Origin of the sequence: Streptococcus sp. VTCC 12886 (assembly GCF_049893425.1) — a bacterium.
Taxonomy (GTDB): domain Bacteria; phylum Bacillota; class Bacilli; order Lactobacillales; family Streptococcaceae; genus Streptococcus; species Streptococcus suis_AA.
In genome coordinates this window covers 1-21069 of sequence record NZ_JBMVJB010000035.1, presented here as the reverse complement: position 1 = coordinate 21069, position 21069 = coordinate 1, and the positions used below count along the sequence as shown (strand labels likewise).

General features: G+C 35.6%; 19 protein-coding genes, 3 tRNA genes and 1 pseudogene. 5 read left to right on the top strand and 18 right to left on the bottom strand.

The features are described from left to right. Positions 1–9: 9 nt before the first annotated feature. Positions 10–963, top strand: a complete 954-nt coding sequence (locus tag ACPC57_RS09645) for an IS30 family transposase (protein ID WP_434066850.1) — start codon at positions 10–12, stop codon at positions 961–963. A gap of 173 nt (positions 964–1136) precedes the next feature. Here the strand turns inward: ACPC57_RS09645 and ftsH are convergent, their stop codons facing one another. The 17 genes and pseudogenes from ftsH to ACPC57_RS09560 form a co-directional block, all read right to left on the bottom strand. Continuing rightward, positions 1137–3107: an ATP-dependent zinc metalloprotease FtsH gene (gene ftsH / locus ACPC57_RS09640; RefSeq protein ID WP_217374455.1), complete on the bottom strand. Its 1971-nt coding sequence runs from the start codon at positions 3105–3107 to the stop codon at positions 1137–1139. 21 nt (positions 3108–3128) lie between these two features. Continuing rightward, positions 3129–3671, bottom strand: a complete 543-nt coding sequence (hpt, locus tag ACPC57_RS09635) for a hypoxanthine phosphoribosyltransferase (RefSeq protein WP_130555446.1) — start codon at positions 3669–3671, stop codon at positions 3129–3131. 7 nt (positions 3672–3678) lie between these two features. Then, on the bottom strand, positions 3679–4947 hold the full coding sequence (gene tilS, locus ACPC57_RS09630; RefSeq protein WP_274504415.1) for a tRNA lysidine(34) synthetase TilS: 1269 nt from the start codon (positions 4945–4947) through the stop codon (positions 3679–3681). Beyond that, positions 4948–6228, bottom strand: a complete 1281-nt coding sequence (locus tag ACPC57_RS09625) for a serine hydrolase (RefSeq protein WP_434066849.1) — start codon at positions 6226–6228, stop codon at positions 4948–4950. Between the two features lie 22 nt (positions 6229–6250). Then, positions 6251–6364, bottom strand: coding sequence for an SP_0009 family protein (locus tag ACPC57_RS09620; RefSeq protein WP_130555443.1), 114 nt, complete (start codon positions 6362–6364; stop codon positions 6251–6253). Further along, the gene (locus ACPC57_RS09615) at positions 6357–6728 is read right to left on the bottom strand and encodes an FtsB family cell division protein (RefSeq protein WP_130555442.1); all 372 of its coding nucleotides are present in this window, start codon (positions 6726–6728) and stop codon (positions 6357–6359) included. The genes ACPC57_RS09620 and ACPC57_RS09615 overlap by 8 nt, the downstream gene beginning before the upstream one ends. Further along, positions 6715–6987: an RNA-binding S4 domain-containing protein gene (locus ACPC57_RS09610; RefSeq protein ID WP_130555441.1), complete on the bottom strand. Its 273-nt coding sequence runs from the start codon at positions 6985–6987 to the stop codon at positions 6715–6717. The genes ACPC57_RS09615 and ACPC57_RS09610 overlap by 14 nt, the downstream gene beginning before the upstream one ends. 50 nt (positions 6988–7037) lie before the next feature. Beyond that, positions 7038–10532, bottom strand: a pseudogene (mfd, locus tag ACPC57_RS09605) (transcription-repair coupling factor). Continuing rightward, on the bottom strand, positions 10532–11101 hold the full coding sequence (gene pth / locus ACPC57_RS09600) for an aminoacyl-tRNA hydrolase (RefSeq protein ID WP_434066848.1): 570 nt from the start codon (positions 11099–11101) through the stop codon (positions 10532–10534). The pseudogene mfd and the gene pth overlap by 1 nt, the downstream one beginning before the upstream one ends. Before the next feature lie 587 nt (positions 11102–11688). Next, a complete protein-coding gene (ychF, locus tag ACPC57_RS09595; RefSeq protein WP_217374450.1) occupies positions 11689–12804 on the bottom strand; it encodes a redox-regulated ATPase YchF in 1116 nt (371 codons plus the stop codon). Positions 12805–12889: 85 nt separating this feature from the next. After that, on the bottom strand, positions 12890–13246 hold the full coding sequence (locus ACPC57_RS09590) for a helix-turn-helix domain-containing protein (RefSeq protein WP_174846273.1): 357 nt from the start codon (positions 13244–13246) through the stop codon (positions 12890–12892). A 101-nt stretch (positions 13247–13347) separates the two neighbouring features. Further along, positions 13348–13551: a DUF951 domain-containing protein gene (locus ACPC57_RS09585; RefSeq protein ID WP_024404576.1), complete on the bottom strand. Its 204-nt coding sequence runs from the start codon at positions 13549–13551 to the stop codon at positions 13348–13350. Between the two features lie 412 nt (positions 13552–13963). Next, a complete protein-coding gene (locus ACPC57_RS09580; protein WP_254451614.1) occupies positions 13964–14215 on the bottom strand; it encodes a hypothetical protein in 252 nt (83 codons plus the stop codon). Positions 14216–14306: 91 nt separating this feature from the next. Continuing rightward, entirely contained in the window at positions 14307–15443 is a 1137-nt protein-coding gene (gene dnaN, locus ACPC57_RS09575; protein ID WP_217374447.1) for a DNA polymerase III subunit beta, read from the bottom strand. Between the two features lie 154 nt (positions 15444–15597). Further along, positions 15598–16962, bottom strand: coding sequence for a chromosomal replication initiator protein DnaA (dnaA, locus tag ACPC57_RS09570; protein ID WP_434065929.1), 1365 nt, complete (start codon positions 16960–16962; stop codon positions 15598–15600). A 201-nt stretch (positions 16963–17163) separates the two neighbouring features. Next, positions 17164–17922: a ParB/RepB/Spo0J family partition protein gene (locus ACPC57_RS09565; RefSeq protein WP_274504412.1), complete on the bottom strand. Its 759-nt coding sequence runs from the start codon at positions 17920–17922 to the stop codon at positions 17164–17166. Between the two features lie 62 nt (positions 17923–17984). Then, positions 17985–19166: a trypsin-like peptidase domain-containing protein gene (locus ACPC57_RS09560; RefSeq protein WP_277844837.1), complete on the bottom strand. Its 1182-nt coding sequence runs from the start codon at positions 19164–19166 to the stop codon at positions 17985–17987. A 224-nt stretch (positions 19167–19390) separates the two neighbouring features. Here ACPC57_RS09560 and rlmH point away from each other — a divergent pair, with 224 nt between their 5' ends. Both rlmH and ACPC57_RS09550 read left to right on the top strand, forming a co-directional pair. Beyond that, positions 19391–19870 (top strand): 23S rRNA (pseudouridine(1915)-N(3))-methyltransferase RlmH, encoded by a 480-nt coding sequence (rlmH, locus tag ACPC57_RS09555; protein ID WP_130554909.1) that lies wholly within the window; start codon positions 19391–19393, stop codon positions 19868–19870. Positions 19871–19876: 6 nt separating this feature from the next. Then, a complete protein-coding gene (locus tag ACPC57_RS09550) occupies positions 19877–20560 on the top strand; it encodes a YoaK family protein (RefSeq protein ID WP_418126881.1) in 684 nt (227 codons plus the stop codon). A gap of 15 nt (positions 20561–20575) precedes the next feature. On the opposite strand, the gene ACPC57_RS09545 is transcribed toward ACPC57_RS09550, so the two are convergent. Next, positions 20576–20649: transfer RNA gene (locus tag ACPC57_RS09545), tRNA-Arg, on the bottom strand. Between the two features lie 120 nt (positions 20650–20769). Between ACPC57_RS09545 and ACPC57_RS09540 the strand changes: the two genes are divergently transcribed. After that, positions 20770–20841, top strand: a tRNA-Glu gene (locus tag ACPC57_RS09540). A 5-nt stretch (positions 20842–20846) separates the two neighbouring features. Further along, a tRNA-Asn gene (locus tag ACPC57_RS09535) sits at positions 20847–20919 on the top strand. Positions 20920–21069: the final 150 nt, after the last annotated feature.

The window sequence follows — 21069 nt, the reverse complement described above, 5'->3', positions numbered from 1 at the left end:
GGCACAGAGATGCAAAAACATTATACACCAAAAGGCAAACATTTGACAATGGATAACCGTCGCCTGATTGAACGATGGAAAAATGAAAATATGTACAATCGTGAAATTGTAGGGTTGCTTGGAAAGGCTCCTCAGACGATTAATAACGAAGTCAATTGTGGGACAACCTTACAACAAGTGCGAAAAGGGCTGTACAAAAAAGTCTATTCTGCCGACTATGCACAAACGGTATACCAAACTAATCGAAATCGATCGGTGAAAAAGATAATCCTAACGAAAGAATTGAAAGAGAAAATAGTACACTATACTAAGCAAAAATTTTCTCCTGAAATGATGGTTAAGAAGAAGAAAATGAAAGTTGGCATTTCAACCATTTACTATTGGTTTCATAATGGCCATTTAGGATTGACGAAAGCAGACATGCTTTATCCTAGAAAAGGGAAAAGTTTCAAGAAGCAAGCTAGTCCTAACTTTAAACCAGCAGGCAAATCTATCGAAGAACGTCCTGAAGTTATTAATCTTCGCTTAGAAAATGGTCACTATGAAATTGATACAGTTCTACTAACTAGAGTGAAAAATCATTGTCTTTTAGTCTTAACCGACCGTCGGAGTAGACACCAAATCATCCGTCTGATACCTAACAGAACCACTGAATCAGTCAATCAGGCACTGGAGGGAATCTTGAGGGAACATCGTATTCTGTCTATTACTGCAGATAACGGTACAGAATTTAGTCGTCTGGCTGAAGTGTTTCCTGAGGAGTATATCTACTATGCGCATCCCTACTCTTCATGGGAGAGGGGAACAAATGAAAATCACAATCGATTGATTCGGAGATGGTTACCAAAAGGAACCAAGAAAACGACCTCGAAAGAAGTCGCTTTTATCGAAAATTGGATGAACAACTACCCTAAAAAATGCTTGGACTACAAGTCGCCGAGTGAATTTCTTATGGGTGGCTAATTTCAACTTGAAATTTGGGATACTATATTTTCAACTGTATTTTCATTTATTTTTGTACTAATATCTAAGAGAAGTTTCTTTGTATATTTCCCTAAATAACAAACATAGCGCTCTTAATCACGAGCGCTATGGAAATCTATTTTGAATAATCATTTATATTTTGAATTATTTTATTACTGATCATTCATTTTATTTTTTATCTCATCGTATGAAAGTGGATGGACATCGTCCTCACCATGTTCAGTATGCTCAGGCATTTTTCCTGTTTCATAGAGTGATTTTATTTGGACACTATCAAGTGTTTCATATTTGAGCAATGCCTCAGCGATGAGTTTATGCTTTTCACGGTTTGACTGGATAATATCTGCTGCTTTGTTTCGAGCTTCATTTAATAAGTCTCTGACTTCATTATCTAATTCATAAGCAGTCTGTTCTGAAATATATTTCTGAGTCGTTTGACCACCAAACATTGAATGGTTCCCTTCATACTGCATTGGACCCATTTTTTCACTCATACCATACTCTGCAACCATTGCACGCGCCATCTGCGTTGCTTGTTCGAAGTCGTTTGACGCTCCTGTGGTCTGTGTATTGAAGATAATTTCTTCTGCTACACGTCCACCCATAAGGCCTGCCAATTGTTCTTTCATATCATCTTTTGAAAGAAGCATTTGGTCTTCCTTAGGTAGTGCAATCATGTAACCTCCTGCACGACCACGTGGGACGATAGTTACTTTATGTACCACACGAGCGTTTGATAAAACAAGACCTACAATTGTGTGTCCCGCTTCATGGTAGGCAACTATTTCACGTTCTTTAGCAGACACCTTACGATCTTTCTTAGATGGACCTGCAATGACACGATCTTCTGCTTCATCAATATCAGATGCATCAATAATCGTTTTATTTCGTCGAGCTGCGACAAGTGCCGCTTCGTTTAGAACATTCTCTAAATCAGCTCCAACAAAACCTGGTGTTTGTTGTGCTACTAATTTTAAATCAACGTCTGCTGCAAGTGGTTTATTTTTAGCATGAACCTTAAGAATAGCTTCGCGACCTTTAACATCTGGACGGCCAACCAATACTTTACGGTCAAAACGCCCTGGACGAAGCAAAGCTGGATCAAGTACATCACTACGGTTTGTTGCAGCAATAACAATAATTCCTTCGTTTCCTTCAAAACCATCCATTTCAATCAAGAGTTGGTTAAGAGTTTGTTCGCGTTCATCATTACCGCCACCCATGCCGACGCCACGTTGGCGACCAACGGCATCAATTTCATCGATGAAAATAATGGCTGGGGCTACTTTTTTAGCATCTTCAAAAAGTGAACGTACACGACTAGCACCAACACCAACAAACATTTCAACAAAATCAGAACCTGAAATAGAAAAGAATGGTACACCGGCTTCACCAGCCACAGCTTTAGCAAGTAGTGTTTTACCTGTTCCCGGAGGGCCCTCTAAAAGGACGCCGGCTGGAATACGAGCACCTAATTTCGTGAAACGTTTAGGATCTTTCAAGAATTCAACAACTTCTACCAGTTCTTGTTTTTCTTCTTCTGCACCTGCGACGTCTGAGAAACGTACTTTTATATTGCTTTGTTCAAGAGCTTTAGCTTTGTTTCGACCAAAGTTCATTGCTCCGCGTGCTCCACCGCCACCTTGGTTCATCATCATCATGAAAAATACACCAAAAATAATGAGTGGAACAAGATTTAACAAGATACTAAACCATAAGCCATTTGTACTCTCTGGTTTAACTGTAACTTTAACACCATGTTCATCCGCAAGTGTTTGTAATTCTGACAAACTTGTTTCAGATGGAAGTATTAGAGCCTTAAAGTTTTTATATTTGATTGTACTAGAGACTTGGAATAATTTGATAGAAGATGCGAGTTCATCATTAGCTTCTTGTTCTTCTTTATATGTACCTGTTATTTCGATGACACTTGAATCAGGTTGATATGTAATTTCAGATACATTGTCATTTTTTAATTCCGTAATGACTTGTGAATAGCTAATTTCTTGTGTTGCAACCTGTTGATCAGCATTAAAAAATTGAAAAGCTGTAACCAAGGTCGCTATAACGAGAATAATGAGAAAAGGATTTTTTATAAATCCTTTATTTGGTTGATTGTTCATAATATTATAAGAAACCTTTTTCTATTTTGTATAAACTTCCTCTTTGAGTACACCAACATAAGGAAGGTTACGGTAATTTTCGTCATAATCTAATCCAAACCCTACTACAAATTCATTTGGAATGGTGAAACAAGTATAGTCTGGTTCTATTTCAACAACACGACCTTCAGGTTTATCTAGAAGTGTAGCAATTTTAATTGATGCAGCTTGTCGCAACGCAAAGAGTTCTTTTAATTCTTTCAGTGTGCGACCAGTATCAATGATATCTTCTACAAAAATAATATGACGCCCAGCAACACTATTGTCTAAGTCTTTGATAATTTTAACTGTCCCACTACTTTCAGTACCACCATGGTAACTTGAAACAACCATATAGTCTGTTTCAATATGGGCATCAATATGTTTGATAAGTTCTGCCATAAAAGGAATAGAACCTTTCAAAATACCAACGAGAAGTGGCTTCTTATCAGCATATTCTTTCGCAATAATTTGTCCGAGTTCTTTACTTTTTTCGAATATCTCTTCTTCTGAAACAAGAATTTTCTTTATATCTTTGTCCAACATAGTTGTTCTACTCTTTCATTTTTATATATAAGGTAGCCTTAATTATATCATTCTTTGCAAATTTACTCAAATCACTAGTCACTAGTTTTACAATTCCGTATATTTTATCCGATTGTTCGATGATAATAGCCTCTTGTCTAATTTTTTGTGGAATTTTATGGTCAATAAACCAGCGACGGATTTTTTTAGTGATACCATTTACTAGGATAGTATCTCCTGCTTGTCTTCCTCTTAATAAAATTGGTTCATCTGTTGGAAAATAAATTACCCAATCCGCATCTTTTAAGGGGTAGTTCAGAGAAAAAATATAAGAATCATATGAAAAAATACCTTCTGATTTTATCACGATATTTTTCTGTTGGCTATACGTCTCTGGTCCTATTTTATAGATACGAAAATTCTGATAGTTTTTCTCTAGTACATAGTCATTTTTTAATATATGATAATAGTTCTTATTTGATTGTAATATATGTATCAATTGCTCGAACTGAGAACGAGAGAGTTGTAAATCAGGAAAAGTATCTAAATACTCTTCAACTAAGACGCGTTGAACCGCAGGTGTCTGTTGTTGAAAACTTACCAAGTCAGTTGTTGATATATCCTTTGTTAAGTCTCGTAATGCTTGATAGATGTAATTGGTATCATCTGCTAGATGATTGAGTGCCACATCAATTTTAGGATTTTCTTGTTTAAACTGTGGAATGTAGTTATTTCTGACTCTATTTCGAAAATATCCCAAATCTGTATTACTACTATCTTCAAAGTGAAATAAGTCTTCAAACTCGGTTTTATGGAAAGATAGTAGTGGTCGTATAAGCTCACCTGAGGCAAAGGGTTGAATAGACTTAATGGCAGATAGGTGGCGCAGTCGACTCCCTCTTATCAAACGCATCAACACCGTCTCAGCTTGATCATCAGCATGATGGGCTGTGACTAGAGCAGTGTATCCCTCTTTCTCCATAACTTCAGCAAAAAATGTATAGCGCCATTTACGTGCTGCTTCTTCTGAAAATATTCCTTCAAAGCGGGATAAATAGAAAGGTACTTCACAATCTTTTGCTAACTGTTTGAGATATTTTTCCTCAGTAACAGATTCCTCTCTTTGTCCATGGTTGACATGGGCAAGTCCAAGTTCAATTCCTAATTCTTTACTGTATTCGTACAAGAGATGAAATAGATTCATAGAATCTAAACCACCTGATACGGCCACTAATACTTTCTTGTGTTTATCAAAAAAGTGACCTTCCTGTGTCACTTTTAAAAAATTTTTTTTCATTTATTTTAATATACCATAAATATCATTTGCGATTTGAGTAATCTCATCATAGCTTGATTTATCCGTAAAGATGGATAAAACAAAAGGAGATTCTGCATATACAATTGCCACATCATGTTTCACATCATCTGCATCACCAATCTTATGAGCAACTGGAACTGGAATATCTTTTGAAATGCGTTGGTTATCAAATTGGGTAGATAATAAACTTTCTATGACATAGCCATTTTGTTCATATAAGGCTTCCATCATTTTTCCTGCAACTTGAGCTGATGTTTCACGTGAAACCATATCCCATTTACTACCTGTAACAGCAGTCGTCACTTGAAAAAAATCATCATCAAATTTATTTGCTATATAATATGAAAGTAAATTACTTGCAATATTATCTGACTCTTTAGCTGTTTTATTGATTAATTCCTCAATGGTGTAGTCTTTGTTATCGGGTATTTTTGATAAGGAACCACTACCAGAGACTTTATATGCCCCATTAAATGAGATTGATTCTGCTGTATATTTGACTGTAGTGTTCAAAGCAACTTGACCAGCATTCAGTTGCTCTTGGACATAGTATAAAATAGGGAGCTTAGCAATACTTGCAGAATAAAATATCTTGTCTTGATTGACACCTGCTTCCGTTTCAGTTGTTAAATCTTTTACATAAATTCCTATATTATTTTTTGAATAGTTGCTACTCAGTAATGCTTGAACAGCTTCCATTCTATTGTCTTTTTCTGATAAATCTTTTAGTGAAATCCAGCCTTTATCACTGATATAGGCAAAGTCTCCAATGGCAGTTGTCGCAATTTTAGAAATGGTAATTGCTTGATAGGCCCGCAAGTCTGTTTTCAATTCCTTTGCTTGATTAGAAATTGGGGAAGACAATACAGTAAATCCTTGTTTAAGCCAATAAGTTTGTTCTACAGTGGATTCGGTCACAATCGTATCATCAAAGAGTAGCTGTTTACTTGCAAGAATATAGTGAGTATTATCTAATTGATACACTAACTCTTTCCTTTCATTGATTGCTACACCTGTGATAGAAAAATCTTGATTTGGTTTTATTTGTCCACTTACCTGAGTCAAGTTTACATCAGAATAGATACTTTCAGTTTGAAAAACATTTGGATTTTGAGGGATTGTTTGAAAATACTGATCATAAACAGTTTGCGTTAATTCATATTCTTCTTGCGCTGTGAGTTCAAACGGTATTTCAGTACTATCAACCACTTGCCATCCAAATAAAATTGGTAACAACCATACGATCAGTTTTTTCTGCATATTCCCTCCTTTCCTCTCTATTCTATGCTTCCTTTTCTTCTAGCTTCAGTTCCCTATTTTTTTTCGATAATTCTTCTAATTTTTCGTCAGAATGCTGTAAAAATTGCTCCACAATTTGTAAAATAGACTCAGTCATTCGGTAACCCTGGAATATTGTAGACAAATTCCCCTTCTTTAGAGTATTGATATTTTGCTCGAACATATTTGGTAGCATAATCTTCATCTTTTAATTTGGTTACCAATTGAGATTCTTGCTTTTCAACATCGACTAATTCTTCATACCGTGTTTCTAATTCAACCAATTTCTTTTCATTTTCTTGCAACTTACCATAGCTTTGAACTAAGTTGTAAGTAGGCAATATAAACAAAAAAATGACTAAAACAAGTATGGCTCCCATAAAACGATTTTTTCGTTGTCGTTCTTCGTGAAAATGTTGATTTTTTTGGCGTTCTGACTGAATAAACGAATTATTCAGTTGGAGGATGTTAGATTTTTTCATCTGTTTCTATCCTTTTTTCACTGATTATTTCATACATTTTCAGTGCATCTTCTTTTTTTGTAGAATCTTTCATTTCAAGTACTTTAACAGTGAGTAGTTTATTGCCGAATTGGATTTCAATCTGATCATTCATTTTCAAATCTGTTGAAGATTTTGCTAAAATGCCATTGACTTTTATTCTTCCCTTATCAGCTACTTCTTTTGCAACTGTTCGACGCTTGATAATGCGAGAAACTTTTAAATATTTATCTAGTCTCATACCTTTACCTCAAGTAAATATTCTACCATTTTTTCGATCAATTGAGAAATTTATTCTGCCTTTCTAGCCTTTATTTCTTGCAACTTTTCAGCAAAACAAATCATTTCTCCTAAAATCTCATATTCTTTTTTCTGTTGAACATTAAAAATAATTTCCAACTTTCCTCTATTTTCTGTTATCTGAGCTTTTAAATTAGTGGAAGAAAGTGCTTCGAAATAATCTTGCGTTAGAAAAATTTGACCTGCCATCGGTTCAAATGTGATAATCACCTGATGTTGTCGTTTTAAAACCGTACAACAAAAGACCTGGTCCAGGTAAGATTTAAGAAGTCCAATTTCAAGTAAGTATGCAACAACATCTGGATATTCACCAAAACGGTCTATCAATTCTTCTTGTAATTCTTGATAGTTTACACGACTGTCAATGCTCTTGATGCGTTTGTAAATTTCGATTTTTTGCCGTTGGTCAGCAATGTAGTCACTTGGTAGATAAGCATCAATCTGTAGGTTAATCTCAGAGTTGCTTTTCTGACGCTGAGCCGCCTTGCCTTGTTTTTCTAAAATAGCCTGTTCTAGCAATTGTGAATATAGTTCATAGCCTACAGAATCAATAAATCCTGACTGGGCAGCACCTAAAATATTACCTGCACCACGAATAGACAAATCCTGCATAGCAATCTTGAAACCTGATCCTAGTTCTGTAAAGCCCTTGATTGCCTCCAAACGTTTTTCAGCTACTTCTGTCAAGGACTTGTCTGGACGGTACATGAGATAGGCATAGGCAATCCGACTGGAACGGCCAACACGTCCTCTAAGTTGATAAAGAGTTGACAGTCCCATGTGATCTGCATTCTCAATAAACAGTGTATTAGCATTTGGAATATCAACACCTGTTTCGATGATTGTTGTGGTCACTATAATATCATACTCACCCTCTACAAAGGCATAGAGAGTATTTTCTAATTGGATCTCTGACATTTGACCATGAACATATCCTATAGTAGCTTCTGGAACTAATTCTTTTAATTCAGATACTTTCTGTTCAATGGTGTCAACTTTATTGTAAAGATAGTAAACCTGACCTCCACGATCAATTTCTCGTAGAACTGCATCTCGAATTACAGATGGATTTGTTTCCATCACATATGTCTGAACAGGATACCGATTGGTCGGTGGAGTCTCAATTACCGATAAGTCTCTTATCCCTAGCATAGACATTTGTAGAGTACGAGGAATTGGGGTAGCAGTCAATGTTAAGACATCAATTTTCTTTTTCAATTCTTTCAACCGTTCTTTATGTTTAACACCGAACCGTTGCTCTTCATCAATGACCAGTAAACCTAAATCTGCAAAAATAACATCTTTTGATAGAAGACGATGGGTCCCAATCAGGATATCAATTTGTCCTTTTTTCAACTTCTCAAGTGTTTTTTCCTGCTCTGCCTTTGTTTTAAAACGACTCATAACATCCACATTTACAGGAAATTCTGCAAATCGTTCTTGGAAAGTCACATAATGTTGTTGGGCCAGAACAGTCGTTGGTACAAGAACAGCAACCTGTTTGCCATCATTGACAGCTTTAAAGGCAGCACGCATAGCTACTTCTGTTTTACCAAAACCAACATCTCCTACTAATAAACGATCCATTGGAGAGTCTTTTTCCATGTCCTTCTTAATTTCATCAATGGAACGAAGTTGGTCGTCGGTTTCCACATGTGTAAAGTAGTTGTCAAACTCAACCTGATTCTCATCATCTGGTGAAAAGGCAAAGCCTTTTAGTTGGCTACGCTCAGCATATAGTTTAATTAAATCATCTGCTATATCTTCTACTTGTTTTTGAACTTTTTGTTTTGTTCGCTGGAAACGACCATCATTTAATTTATTAACTTTTGGAGCTTTTCCATCAGATGCTAAGTATTTGGAGAGAAGATCTATTTGTTCGACTGGAATGGAAATTCGATCTGCATTTTGATATTGGACAGTCAGATAATCACGATGAATTCCTGAAATTTCGATGGTTTCAATTCCTAAATACTGACCAATACCGTGAACATGGTGAACTACATAGTCACCAACAGCTAGCTCACTATAGTCCTTTATGCGCTCAGCATTAGAAATATTCGTTTTTCGAACCTTACGCTTAATTTTTTTATTAAAAATCTCTTTTTCAGTAATCAAAACAAGCTTTTCATCCATCAGATGAAACCCAGCTGTAAATTGGCCAATAGTAACTTGTTGTTGACCTTCTACCAACTTATCTGATGGATAAGATGGTAGTTGGATATTATACTCTTGTAAAGATTTTTGTAAAGTATGTAAACTTGATTCAGAACTTGCTTGAATAATGACCGTATTCTTTGACTTAGCATACCGAGTCAATTCTTCCTTTAAAAGTGGAATTTGGTGGAAGAATTCTTGCATAGGGTATTGTGTAAATTGATAAAGTGCATCGAATTTTACATTTCCCAACCCCTTTTGAAAACTCGAAAAGAAGGTAGCAGGTTTATATTTTCTTAATTCTGAATACGTTGATGCAAAATACTTAAGACTTGACACGGATTTACTATTTTGTAAATCATCTGTCAATAATTCAGCAACCTCTTTTTCAAACTGTGCTTGTTTGTCAGCAATTTTATGAAAATCATCTAAAAATACAGGAGAACTCTTAGGTAGATAGTCCAATTAGGTCCATGATTTTTCATATAAAAAAGATAAGAATTTACGCAAGTCTGGATGTCTATACTCCGCTTGCATATCTGCTAATACTTCGCGTAAATAAGACTGCTGATCTTCTATACTTGAATGTTCAATGGCTATTTGAATTTTTTGTCTCGCTCGCTTAAAATCTTCCGAAGACAAAAGGATATCTGAAGCAGGAGAAATGATGACTTTATCTAGATTTTCTAAAGATTTTTGACTATCCACATCAAAAATTCGAATACCATCAATCTCGTCTCCAAAAAATTCCAAGCGATATGGTGAGTCTGCTTGCATATCAAAAATATCTAGTATATCACCACGTTGGCTAAATTCTCCCTGTGTTAAGACACGAGACACTTTCTTATAACCAATATTAACTAGTTTCTTTACAAGAGTGTCAACTTCAAATTCTTGACCTATTTCAATTTGAATCTTCGCATTTTTATAGGTTACTGGATTTGGCAATAAAACCCTACAAGCTGCCATACTGACAACAATAATACCTGACCGAGTGGTGTCAGTCAAAAAATTCAAGCTATCAATTCTTGACTGGATTCGTTCTTTTGAGGCAAATATAAACTCTGCAATCGGACTATCGTCTGTAAAGAAGTTGTAAACATTCTCACTGCCAATTATCGCTGTTAAATCTGCTACTAGCTTTTCAGCTTCATTCTGACTAGCAGTCACTATCATTATTTTCTCTGCTAGACAATCATAAGCAGTAGCCATGACTAAAGATTTACTCGTTCCAGAAAGCCCTAACAGCAATTGCCTAGTTGATTTATTCAATCCCGACTGCCATTGGTGGATTTGCTTATTCTTGTGAAGAATATCTAATATATTCATTATCCGTTAAACTTTCTCATAATTGCTTCAAAATCATCTTCTTCTAAATAAAACTTGACAGCACTGTAAAGTTTATCTAGTGCTAAATCAATTTCAATGCGATCCTCTGCATCAAATCCTGATAAGACATGATTGACAACACTCATCTTCCCTTTAGGGCGACCAATTCCAATTTTAATCCGATCGAATTCTTGTGTTCCAATATATTTAACGATAGATTTTATTCCATTATGGCCGCCAGAAGAACCTTTTTGGCGAAAACGAATTTTCCCAACAGCCATATCTAAATCATCGTATGCAACTAAAATATCTTTTTCGTTTAAACCATAGTAGGTCATCAGAGCATGGACAGCTTTTCCTGACTCATTCATAAACGTAGTTGGTTTAACTAAAAAGATTTTTTCTCCATCTATGAAAGTTGTTGCAATATCAGCTTGAAAAATCTTATCGTGGGTAAAGGTTACATTTTCACGCTTAGCAATTTTATCAATAAGCATAAAACCAACATTATGCTTGGTTTCAAAATAACGGTCTCCTGAATTCCCTAGACCAATAATCAATCGTGTCATTTATCCTCCTTATTGTCATTTAGTTTATCTTTTATTACTTCATTGAACCGTTTCCTTATTTCCAGATGAGGCTAGGCTCAAGCCCAGGACAACTTCTCAGAGTTCGTGTCAACATCTCAGCGCAGTGGTTGATTGCTCTAACAATCTGGGAGATTGTTAGAGGTAGGAAATAAAACAAACGAAGTTTGTGTCAAAATAGTCCAGTGGGGTGGATTAAAACAGTCAGGGAAGTGACTGTTTTAACCCGAGCTAAAAAAATAAAAGCGAGGCTCGTTTGGGAAACTGTTTCAGCTGGTCACTGTAAAATTAGAAGGTGACCATAGAAGCCCGAACCTACATATTTGGAAGTGATGGGGTACTCTTTTTGACCTGGTCAAGTTCTTTCCCACTCACTTTGCTGTACTCTAGTACTGCAAATAGTTCGATGCCTAGTGCTAAAAACAAACTAAACAATTAGAAATACCAAAAGGCTGGAAAATACTTCCCAACCGAATACTAGTCCTATTATTCTACGAACTCTTTTTATATCGATTCCTCTACCTAAGCACTTTGTAAATACAGCATTAGAGAATGGGAATTGTTGGCTATCAGACATTAAAACGGAACTCCATGATATCACCATCTTGAACGATATAATCTTTTCCTTCTTCACGAAGACGTCCAGCTTCCTTTACAGCCTTTTCGCTACCATACTTGATTAAATCATCGTAGGACATGGTTACTGCTCTGATAAAGCCTTTTTCAAAGTCTGAGTGAATAATACCTGCAGCTTGAGGTGCTTTAATCCCCCGTTTGAAAGTCCATGCACGTACTTCCTTCTCTCCTGCTGTAAAGTAAGTACCTAATCCAAGTAAGTGGTAGGCTGCACGGGTTAATTTGTCCACGCCAGATTCTGTTAAACCAAGAGCTTCCAAAAACTCACCCTTGTCTTCATCATCTAGTTCTGAAATTTCTTCTTCTGCACGCGCAGAAATCACCACCACTTCTGCATTTTCTGTCGCAGCAAAATCACGAATTTGTTGGACATATGCGATAGTGTCTGGATTAGCTACCTTATCCTCATCAACATTGGCTACGTAGAGTACTGGCTTAGTAGTCAAAAGGAACAACTGTTTCACAATCTCTTGTTCCTCATCAGTAAATGATACGGTACGGGCAGATTTTCCATCTTCTAAAACTGGCTTAATTTTTTCAAGAACCGTAAATTCTGCTATAGAATCCTTGTCTTTTTGAGTACGGGCCATTTTTTCAACACGCGCATAACGCTTGTTGATGCTCTCTAGGTCCGCCAAAATCAATTCTAGGTTAATGGTATCAATATCTGCGATTGGATCCACAAATGCATCTTCACGGCCTTGTTCACGCATGACATTTTCATCATCAAAAGCACGAACAACGTGAACGATGGCATCCACCTCACGGATATTGGCCAAGAATTTATTTCCAAGCCCTTCACCTTTTGAAGCACCTTTGACGATACCAGCAATATCGGTAAATTCAAAAGTAGTTGGCACTGTTTTTTTAGGGGTAATGAGTTCGGTCAATTTTTGTAACCGCTCATCAGGTACTTCCACCATACCGACGTTCGGATCAATTGTTGCGAACGGGTAGTTTGCTGCTTCCGCTCCTGCCTTTGTAATTGCATTAAATAAGGTTGATTTACCTACGTTAGGTAAACCTACGATTCCTGCTGTTAAAGCCATGTTTATTACTCTCCAATTAAAAATTCGATCATTACTATTATAGCAGAAAGTTTGAAAAAAAGCTTGCGAATCAACAAGCTCTCTATCATCCAAAAATAGATGGCAAAATATGAGGTAGAAACCAAGATAAAAATCCCAAAATAGAGAGCACTATCCACCAATAGCCAGCAATAAATTGCCAAATATCCATTTTTTGCTCTGCTGTTTGATATGCTCTTGTTGTCTTGGTATTGTTCTCAGGCTCTTTTCCTAAAACCAGATAGTCCAGACTGACATTAAAAATTTCTGCCAGCTGGACCAGTTTATCAATATCTGGCGTTGCTTCACCATTTTCCCATTTGGAAATAGCCTGACGGGAAATATAGAGTTTCTCTGCCAGTCCATCTTGGGATAGATTCTTAGCTGTGCGTAAAGCTCGAATTTGTTGGGCTAATTGAGTCATGATAGATTCCTCCTGATTTCTAAGTTTAGTATAACTTAGACATGAGTCGCTGACTAGCAATACTTTAGAAATGTTCGCAACCAACGGTTGCAAGTTGTCAACTAGCCTTCGCTTGGCAGAACTTTCTTCATTTTTTTCTCAAAATCATGCCGGCTCATCATCACTACATGGTCACAGTTGCTGCAGCGGATTTTGATATCCGCTCCTAGACGGATTACTTCCCACTTATTGGCCTTCTTTCCGGTCGATTTGATGACACAAGCATGAGGCTTTTTCATTTCAACAAAGGATCCTAATTGATACATACTTCCTCCTTAAAGATACATACTTCTTTCTTGATAGATTAAACTTACTTCGTTTGCTGTAGTAATCTCTCCATCCATCTGTAATAAAAGTTTTTCATTTGATTTAAGTACTACGTGTAAACGAGTTAGATGACGAATAGTTGGTGATAATTCATGCTTTTTCAAAACCATAGATAACAATGACTGAACTCATTGAAAAAACGAACCATTCTCAAAGTAAACAAGATCAATTTCTTTCTTTTTAGCACTTGCTGTTGACCAAATCATAATTCCACCACCAAAATAACTACTGTTGGCTATCGAAAGAAAAAAGAGATTGTCTAATGGATAGGATTTTTCATCAAGAATCACTTATATATTAATGGATTGCTTTGAAAATAGGGTTCTGATATTAAAAAATAAGTAAGTTAATTTACCTAATTTTATTTAAAATTCTTTTTAAAGCTGAATCTGTAGAACTATTGATTACTTGTGCTGCAAACCCAATATCCATGCTATTCACAACTGTTCCAAAAGAACTCTGTAAAACATATATGCTTTGTCTTTTTCCCTCTAGGATTGAGTCTATAATTGAAAATTGCGGATAATTATCCTTAATGCTTGATACGATGCTATTGGCAGTATGGCTACCTGCATTCGGATTTGCTAAGATATATAAAGTCATCTATTTCCCATCACTAGTCACATTCATTATTACAGAGTATTATTTTTTTAGTATAACATAAAAACGGCCTATTTGGCCGTTCTTGTTCATATTAGTTTGTGCGAACTGGGGTTATTAATTGAATAAAGTCTTCACCATCATTATTTGGCACCAAGGTAAATGGTCGAACTGAAGAAATGAAGCTAATTTTCACTTGTTCACTAGTTGTAGCTTTCAAAGCTTCAATCAAATAAGTTGGATTAAAGCTGATTACTAAGTCCTCACCTAATACTTCGACGGTGTCTAATTCTTCATTCACCCGTCCAACTTCTGGCGAATTTACGTGGGCAGAAACTTTGCTATTGGTAATCTCTAGTTTTACAGTACCATTTTGAGTAGCATTTGACAGTAAGCGTGCGCGTTCCATAGAGTGGCGTAAGGAAGAAGTATTAAAAACAACTGTTGTTTTATATTCTACTGGAATCAAACGATCAGTATCTGGATATGTTCCTTCTAATAGCCGAGTATAGAAGCTAATTGATTCACTTCTAAATAGAATTTGATTATTGGAGAAGAATACTTCTACTGTCTCAATATCATCTGTAAAGACAGCTGTAAATTCACGAAGGGATCGACTTGGGATTACAACATCAAAGTCATCTCCTGATGTGTCTAATTCTAGTTTACGTTGACTCATTCGGTGCGAGTCTGTTGCTACTGTTTTTAGATTCTTATGTTCTGTCAGAACAAAGTGAACACCGGTCAAAATTGGACGACTTTCCTGGGTAGAGGCCGCAAAGGCTGTTTCATTGATGGTTTGTCTAAGTGTACTTGTTTCTAATATCAGAGGTTTTGAGGTAGGAACTTCCTGTAAACGAGGATATTGCTCAGAATCTTTCCCTTTTAAAGTAATTTCAGATTTTCCACTGGTTAAAACAATTTGCTTTTGTTCAATCTCAGCGAAATCTAATACTAGATCCGGCATGCTAGAAACAACATTGATGAAGAATCCAGCTTCTAAAAGAATAGAACCTGGTGAAGAGATTAATAAACCAGCATTTTCATCCTGAGTGGAAATATAGTGTTCAATTGAAATTTGTCCATTTGAACCTGTTAAAGTAATTCCTTCACTTGTTACTGAAATTTTAACAGTTGAAAGAATTGGAATAGCATTCTTACTACTGATAGCTCTTTTAGTAACATTCAATGCTTGTAAAAAAATAGTTTTATTTATTGAAAATTGAATCATGGATTCTCCTTTATTTAGTATCTATAAGGTTAATAGTAATAGTAGGTTCTGTGAAAAGTGTGGATAACTTAAAAAACTATAGATAAATCAAGGATTTCTACTTGTTCACAAATTGTGGATAACTTGGCGGGTTTTGATAGAAGTTATCCACAACTTAGCGGATTTTATTTTTTATAGCAGTTATCTCTATTTCTAAATTATCGTCATCTAACAAGAGAGATTTTATTTTATTGTAGGCATGCATGACAGTTGTATGGTCTCTATTACCAAATTCTTTTCCTATTTTTGGAAGAGAGTTATCGGTCAATTCTCTTGCTAGATACATAGCCACCTGGCGCGCGTGAACAATATGTTGCACTCGTTTAGAGGCCTTCAATTCTTTTACACTAACACCGTAAAAATTGCTTACCTCATTTTGAATTTTTTCAATTGGTATGACTAGGTTTTGAGGACTTGTTTGTTTTCTAGAACGAATAGCCTCTGCTGCAACTTCAACGGTAATTTCAGAAAGATTTCGCATGGAGGCCAAAAGATTAATATCTTTCAATGCTCCTTCTAAATCACGAACGTTGGAATCAAATTGTCCTGCTAGATAAGAGAGTGTCTCATTGGTGAATGTATAGGGCGATTCATCACATTTATTTCGTAGAATCGCAATTCGCGTTTCGTAATCTGGCGGAGTTATTTCACTTGTTAATCCCCATTTAAAACGTGTTACCAAGCGCTCTTCAATGTTATCTAAGAAATCAGGGTTTCTGTCACTTGTCAATACAATTTGTTTATCTTTGGTGTGGAGTGCATTAAATGTATTGAAAAACTCTTCTTGCGTAGAGGCCTTATTTTTCAATGATTGAATGTCATCAATGAGTAGCAAATCTAGATTCCGATAGGTCTTCTTAAAACTATCCATATCGTTTAATTGCAGATGTTTTAAAAAGTCATTGATAAAGGTTTCTGAAGAGACATACTTAATTCGCGCGTGAGGGTTATCACTTAATACCTTATTTCCAATTGCATTCAAAATATGTGTCTTACCGAGTCCTGGGCCTCCAAAAATAAATAATGGATTGTACAAGCCTCCCAGATTGTCAGAGACAGCCAGTGCGGCTGCTTTTGCCCATTGATTATTGTCTCCTTGCACAAAGTTTTCAAATGTATATTGAGGTTTAATATCAGGATGAACAGTAGGAAGAATTTCAGCAGGTGCAGCCTCAGCTATGTTATTTTCTATTGGTTGTATTGCCCCACTCTGAGGAGTATATTGTGTAGTTTCTTCAGTAAACTGGTACAGAATCGTAATAGGTTCACCGTATACTTCAAAACTTGCAGCTACCATTAATTCTTCAAAATTCTTTTCCCAAAATTCTTTTTTGAAGTCACGATTCAGAAATATTTTGGCAGTATGATGTTGAATAGTAAGTAGTTTTGCATCAGCAACGTAAAAGTCATATACAGACGGTTTAAAATTCGATTGCACCAATTCTAAAAAACGATGCCAAAAACGTTGTTCTTGATTCATAACATCCTCCCTTCTTTTTATTATCGTCCTAATAGTTTACCATAAAAAAGAAAAGTTTTCCACAGGTGTTAAAAAAATCCACACTGTTTATAAAAGTTATCCACAATATGTGAATAAATCAAATAAACAGTCTATACGAGTGAATTTCTTAAACATTTTCTTGTGGAAAACCTTGTATATAGAATAAAAATATAAACAATGCTATTTCAGACTGTTGATAATTCTTTCAAATTCTTCGATGTTTTGAAAGTGAATAGTCAGTTGTCCCGATCCATTTTTCTTTTGTTGGATTGTTACTTTGGTTCCAAGTAGTTTTGCTAATTTCTCTTCTTCTTCTGAAATAAATTGGTTGGATTTTCTAATTGTTTTTTTCTTTTTAGAGGATAGTATTGTTTCTAATTTTCGTACGCTGATATCCTTTTCTTGGATTTTTTGAACCCATTCTGCTTGTTGTTTCTCTGATAGTGCTACTAGCTGTCTAGCATGCCCTTGTGTGATTTTTCCTGTTTCTACTGCTTGCCTCGTAGATTCGGATAAATGGAGTAAGCGAAGAAGATTAGTGATATATGGTCGTGATTTTCCCATGATTTGAGCAATCTCATCATGTGTTAAGCCTTTTTCTATCAACTTTTCGTAGGAATGAGCCTCTTCAATAGGATTAAGGTCAGAGCGTTGTAAGTTTTCTATGATAGCTTGGTAGAGTAAATCATCATCAGATAGATGCTTGATGACTGCTGGAATCTCTGTTAATCCCGCTAGTTGACTAGCTCTTAATCGTCTTTCACCAGCAAGTAACTCAAAACCAATCACCGGTGATCTGCGAACAATAATAGGTTGAATGACGCCATTTTCTTTGATAGATTGAGCTAATTCCAATAATTTTTCTTCATCAAAATGCAATCTTGGTTGATAGGGATTGGCCTGAATGTCTTTTATTTTGAGATAGTGTAGTTCTTCCATACGGTTATTCTAACAAAAATAAATAGACTTTACAATTGTGTAAAGTCTATTTAAACATTATCTTATGACAAATCATCCGTTGAATGTGTCAACTTAATGTCAACAGTCATTTTCTTATTATTTCTATAATAGGTAACAGTTATGGTGTCGCCAATTTGATGCTTGTAAAGTTCACTTTGTAAATCACTCTTATTTTCAATGGTTTCACCATCGATTTCAATAATGACATCATATGGTTCAAATTTTCCATCAGCTGGCAAACCTGGTTGAGTAGATACAATTAGTACTCCAGATGTTAAGTCTGTATTTGCTAATCCTGCTTTTTCTAATTGACTAGTAGATAGGTCTGTTAGATTGACCATTTGTACACCAAGAGCTGGACGAGTAACTTTACCATTTGTTTCTAATTGATTAATAATCTGTACAACATCATTTGAGGGAATTGCAAAGCCCATTCCTTCTATTGCAACTCCTGAACTGCTGACAGAACTAGAGGTTATTTTACTTGAGTTGATACCGATAACTTGTCCTTGAATATTGATAAGTGGTCCACCTGAGTTACCTGGGTTAATGGCTGCATCAGTCTGGATAGCATTTGTTGAGATTGTTTGGCCATCTTCTGTTTGTGAAGTTACTGTACGACTGAGACTAGAAATAATCCCCTGGGTTACTGTATTTGCATAGACACTTCCTAATGGGCTACCAATTGCAATCGCAGTTTCTCCAACTTTAATTGTGTCTGAATTAGCAAATTCAGCAATAGTGGTCACTTTATCTGCAGCAATTTTGATAACAGCAATGTCTGAATAAGTATCTGCACCTACGAGTTCTCCGCTAAGCTTTTCTCCAGAAGCCAAAAGTATATCGATTTTTTCAGCACCTGAAATTACGTGGTTGTTTGTAACAATATATGCTGTATCACCATCTTTTTTATAAATAACACCTGAACCTTCTCCAGCAACAGCTAGCTCATCTGAACTTTCAATGTTACCAAAAATAGAACTGAGGCTATCCGATGATTGAGTTTGATAATTGATAACGGAGACAACAGCATCTTGAACTTTTTCCACAGCTTTAGTGGTGGAAGTTTCGTTGCTATATTGAACACTGCTTACACTGGTTGTATTTGCTTGATTTGAAGTAGAATTTCCTTGAGTCAGAGTTGATGAAGCAAAGTAATACCCACCAATTCCTCCTAAAAATCCAACAACAAACAAAATAACAAATTTCAATAATTTTTTCATTAAAAGGTTCCTCCTAGTTTCCCAATTCCGCTTTAAGATTACAATTACTTTCTTAAATTTCGCTTTAAGATTACAATTACTTTCTTAATTATAACTTAAATTTTTCAAAAATCAATCCACAAGCTGTGGATAACTTTTACTAGTATGTGTATAACTACAGATTTATAGAGAATTTTTTATAATCAACTACTGAGAATAACCTGTGGATATGTTACAATATTTTTATGAAAATAAAATTGATAACCGTTGGTAAACTGAAAGAAAAATATTTAAAAGATGGTATAAGCGAATATGCAAAGAGGTTGGGAAGGTTTGCGAAGCTTGAATTCATAGAACTACAAGATGAAAAAACACCAGACAATGCTAGTCAGGCAGCGAATGAACAAATTCTGAAAAAAGAGTCTGATCGCATTATGTCAAAAATCTCTGATCGAGAATTTGTTATTGTATTGGCGATTGAAGGAACTCAATTCCCTTCAGAGGAATTTAGTAAAAAATTAGATACTATTACAACTAGTGGTTATTCAGATATTACATTTGTTATTGGTGGAAGTTTGGGATTAGATTCTGTTGTTAAGAACAGGGCAAATTTATTGATGAGTTTTGGAAAATTGACCCTACCACACCAATTAATGCGATTAGTATTGATAGAGCAAATTTATAGGGCTTTTATGATTCAACAGGGAAGTCCTTACCATAAATAGTTTCATGTGAAACATGGGAGACAAAGAGTGAGGAAATATAGAGTTTTTGAAGGACTTCGTATCGCAAGTTGTTTAACTTTTATAAGTGGTTATCTAAATGCTTTTACATATTTAACTCAAGGTGGTCGCTTTGCAGGTGTTCAATCAGGAAATGTTATTCTTTTAGCTAATCAATTGGGACAAGGGAATTTTACAAATACCATCCATTTTCTAATTCCTATTTTCTTCTTTGTATGTGGGCAATTTTTTACCTATTTGGTGAAAAATTACTTTCTAAAAAGACACTATCCCTGGCATTTAGGTAGCAGTGTCATTATGTTATGTTTTGTATTAATTGCTGTTATACTGACACCGGTTATGTCTTCATTTTATACCATGGCTATCTTAGCTTTTGTAGCTTCTATACAAGTTGAAACATTTAGAACTTTAAGGGGTGTTCCATATGCAAATGTAATGATGACTGGTAATGTCAAAAATGCAGCCTTTATTTGGTTCAAAGGAATAATGGAAAAAAATAAGAAGTTGATAAAGATAGGACGAAATATATTTATAACCATAATTAGCTTTATGCTTGGGGTAATTTGTGCTACAATCTTGTCCAGAATGTTTCATGAATATGCTTTGGTTGGGGTTATACTTCCTATGATGTATGTGACTTACAAATTATGGCAAGAAAAAAATCCCACCTAATCTGATGGGATAAAATGATTCCAGCAGGATTCGAACCTGCGACCGTTCGCTTAGAAGGCGAATGCTCTATCCAGCTGAGCTATGGAACCGCTAGTAACCATTTTATTTTACATTAAAGGGTTCAGTCTGTCAAGTTGATAAAAATAGTAAAAATATATTGACAAACGATTGGAGCTATATTATACTAATTATTGTTCTGTAGAATAAATGGTCCGTTGGTCAAGGGGTTAAGACACCGCCTTTTCACGGCGGTAACACGGGTTCGAATCCCGTACGGACTATTTTTTCCGCCATAGCTCAGTCGGTAGAGCGCATGACTGTTAATCATGATGTCACAGGTTCGAGCCCTGTTGGCGGAGTAAGAACGTGTAGGAAACCTTGAGAAATCAAGGTTTTTTTGTTTTATTAAATAGAAAAACCGAGAAGTATTATTGATATACTCCCCTTATAGTGGACAGTGAAAAAATAAAAATTTTCACTAGAAACTATAAGGGGAGTTTTATTATGTC

Coding starts and splice junctions, on each gene's coding strand:
- ACPC57_RS09645 (WP_434066850.1), top strand. CDS start 10: ATGCAAAAACATTATACACCAAAAGGCAAACATTTGACAATGGATAAC.
- ftsH (WP_217374455.1), bottom strand. CDS start 3,107: ATGAACAATCAACCAAATAAAGGATTTATAAAAAATCCTTTTCTCATT.
- hpt (WP_130555446.1), bottom strand. CDS start 3,671: ATGTTGGACAAAGATATAAAGAAAATTCTTGTTTCAGAAGAAGAGATA.
- tilS (WP_274504415.1), bottom strand. CDS start 4,947: ATGAAAAAAAATTTTTTAAAAGTGACACAGGAAGGTCACTTTTTTGAT.
- ACPC57_RS09625 (WP_434066849.1), bottom strand. CDS start 6,228: ATGCAGAAAAAACTGATCGTATGGTTGTTACCAATTTTATTTGGATGG.
- ACPC57_RS09620 (WP_130555443.1), bottom strand. CDS start 6,364: ATGACTGAGTCTATTTTACAAATTGTGGAGCAATTTTTACAGCATTCT.
- ACPC57_RS09615 (WP_130555442.1), bottom strand. CDS start 6,728: ATGAAAAAATCTAACATCCTCCAACTGAATAATTCGTTTATTCAGTCA.
- ACPC57_RS09610 (WP_130555441.1), bottom strand. CDS start 6,987: ATGAGACTAGATAAATATTTAAAAGTTTCTCGCATTATCAAGCGTCGA.
- pth (WP_434066848.1), bottom strand. CDS start 11,101: ATGACACGATTGATTATTGGTCTAGGGAATTCAGGAGACCGTTATTTT.
- ychF (WP_217374450.1), bottom strand. CDS start 12,804: ATGGCTTTAACAGCAGGAATCGTAGGTTTACCTAACGTAGGTAAATCA.
- ACPC57_RS09590 (WP_174846273.1), bottom strand. CDS start 13,246: ATGACTCAATTAGCCCAACAAATTCGAGCTTTACGCACAGCTAAGAAT.
- ACPC57_RS09585 (WP_024404576.1), bottom strand. CDS start 13,551: ATGTATCAATTAGGATCCTTTGTTGAAATGAAAAAGCCTCATGCTTGT.
- ACPC57_RS09580 (WP_254451614.1), bottom strand. CDS start 14,215: ATGACTTTATATATCTTAGCAAATCCGAATGCAGGTAGCCATACTGCC.
- dnaN (WP_217374447.1), bottom strand. CDS start 15,443: ATGATTCAATTTTCAATAAATAAAACTATTTTTTTACAAGCATTGAAT.
- dnaA (WP_434065929.1), bottom strand. CDS start 16,962: ATGAATCAAGAACAACGTTTTTGGCATCGTTTTTTAGAATTGGTGCAA.
- ACPC57_RS09565 (WP_274504412.1), bottom strand. CDS start 17,922: ATGGAAGAACTACACTATCTCAAAATAAAAGACATTCAGGCCAATCCC.
- ACPC57_RS09560 (WP_277844837.1), bottom strand. CDS start 19,166: ATGAAAAAATTATTGAAATTTGTTATTTTGTTTGTTGTTGGATTTTTA.
- rlmH (WP_130554909.1), top strand. CDS start 19,391: ATGAAAATAAAATTGATAACCGTTGGTAAACTGAAAGAAAAATATTTA.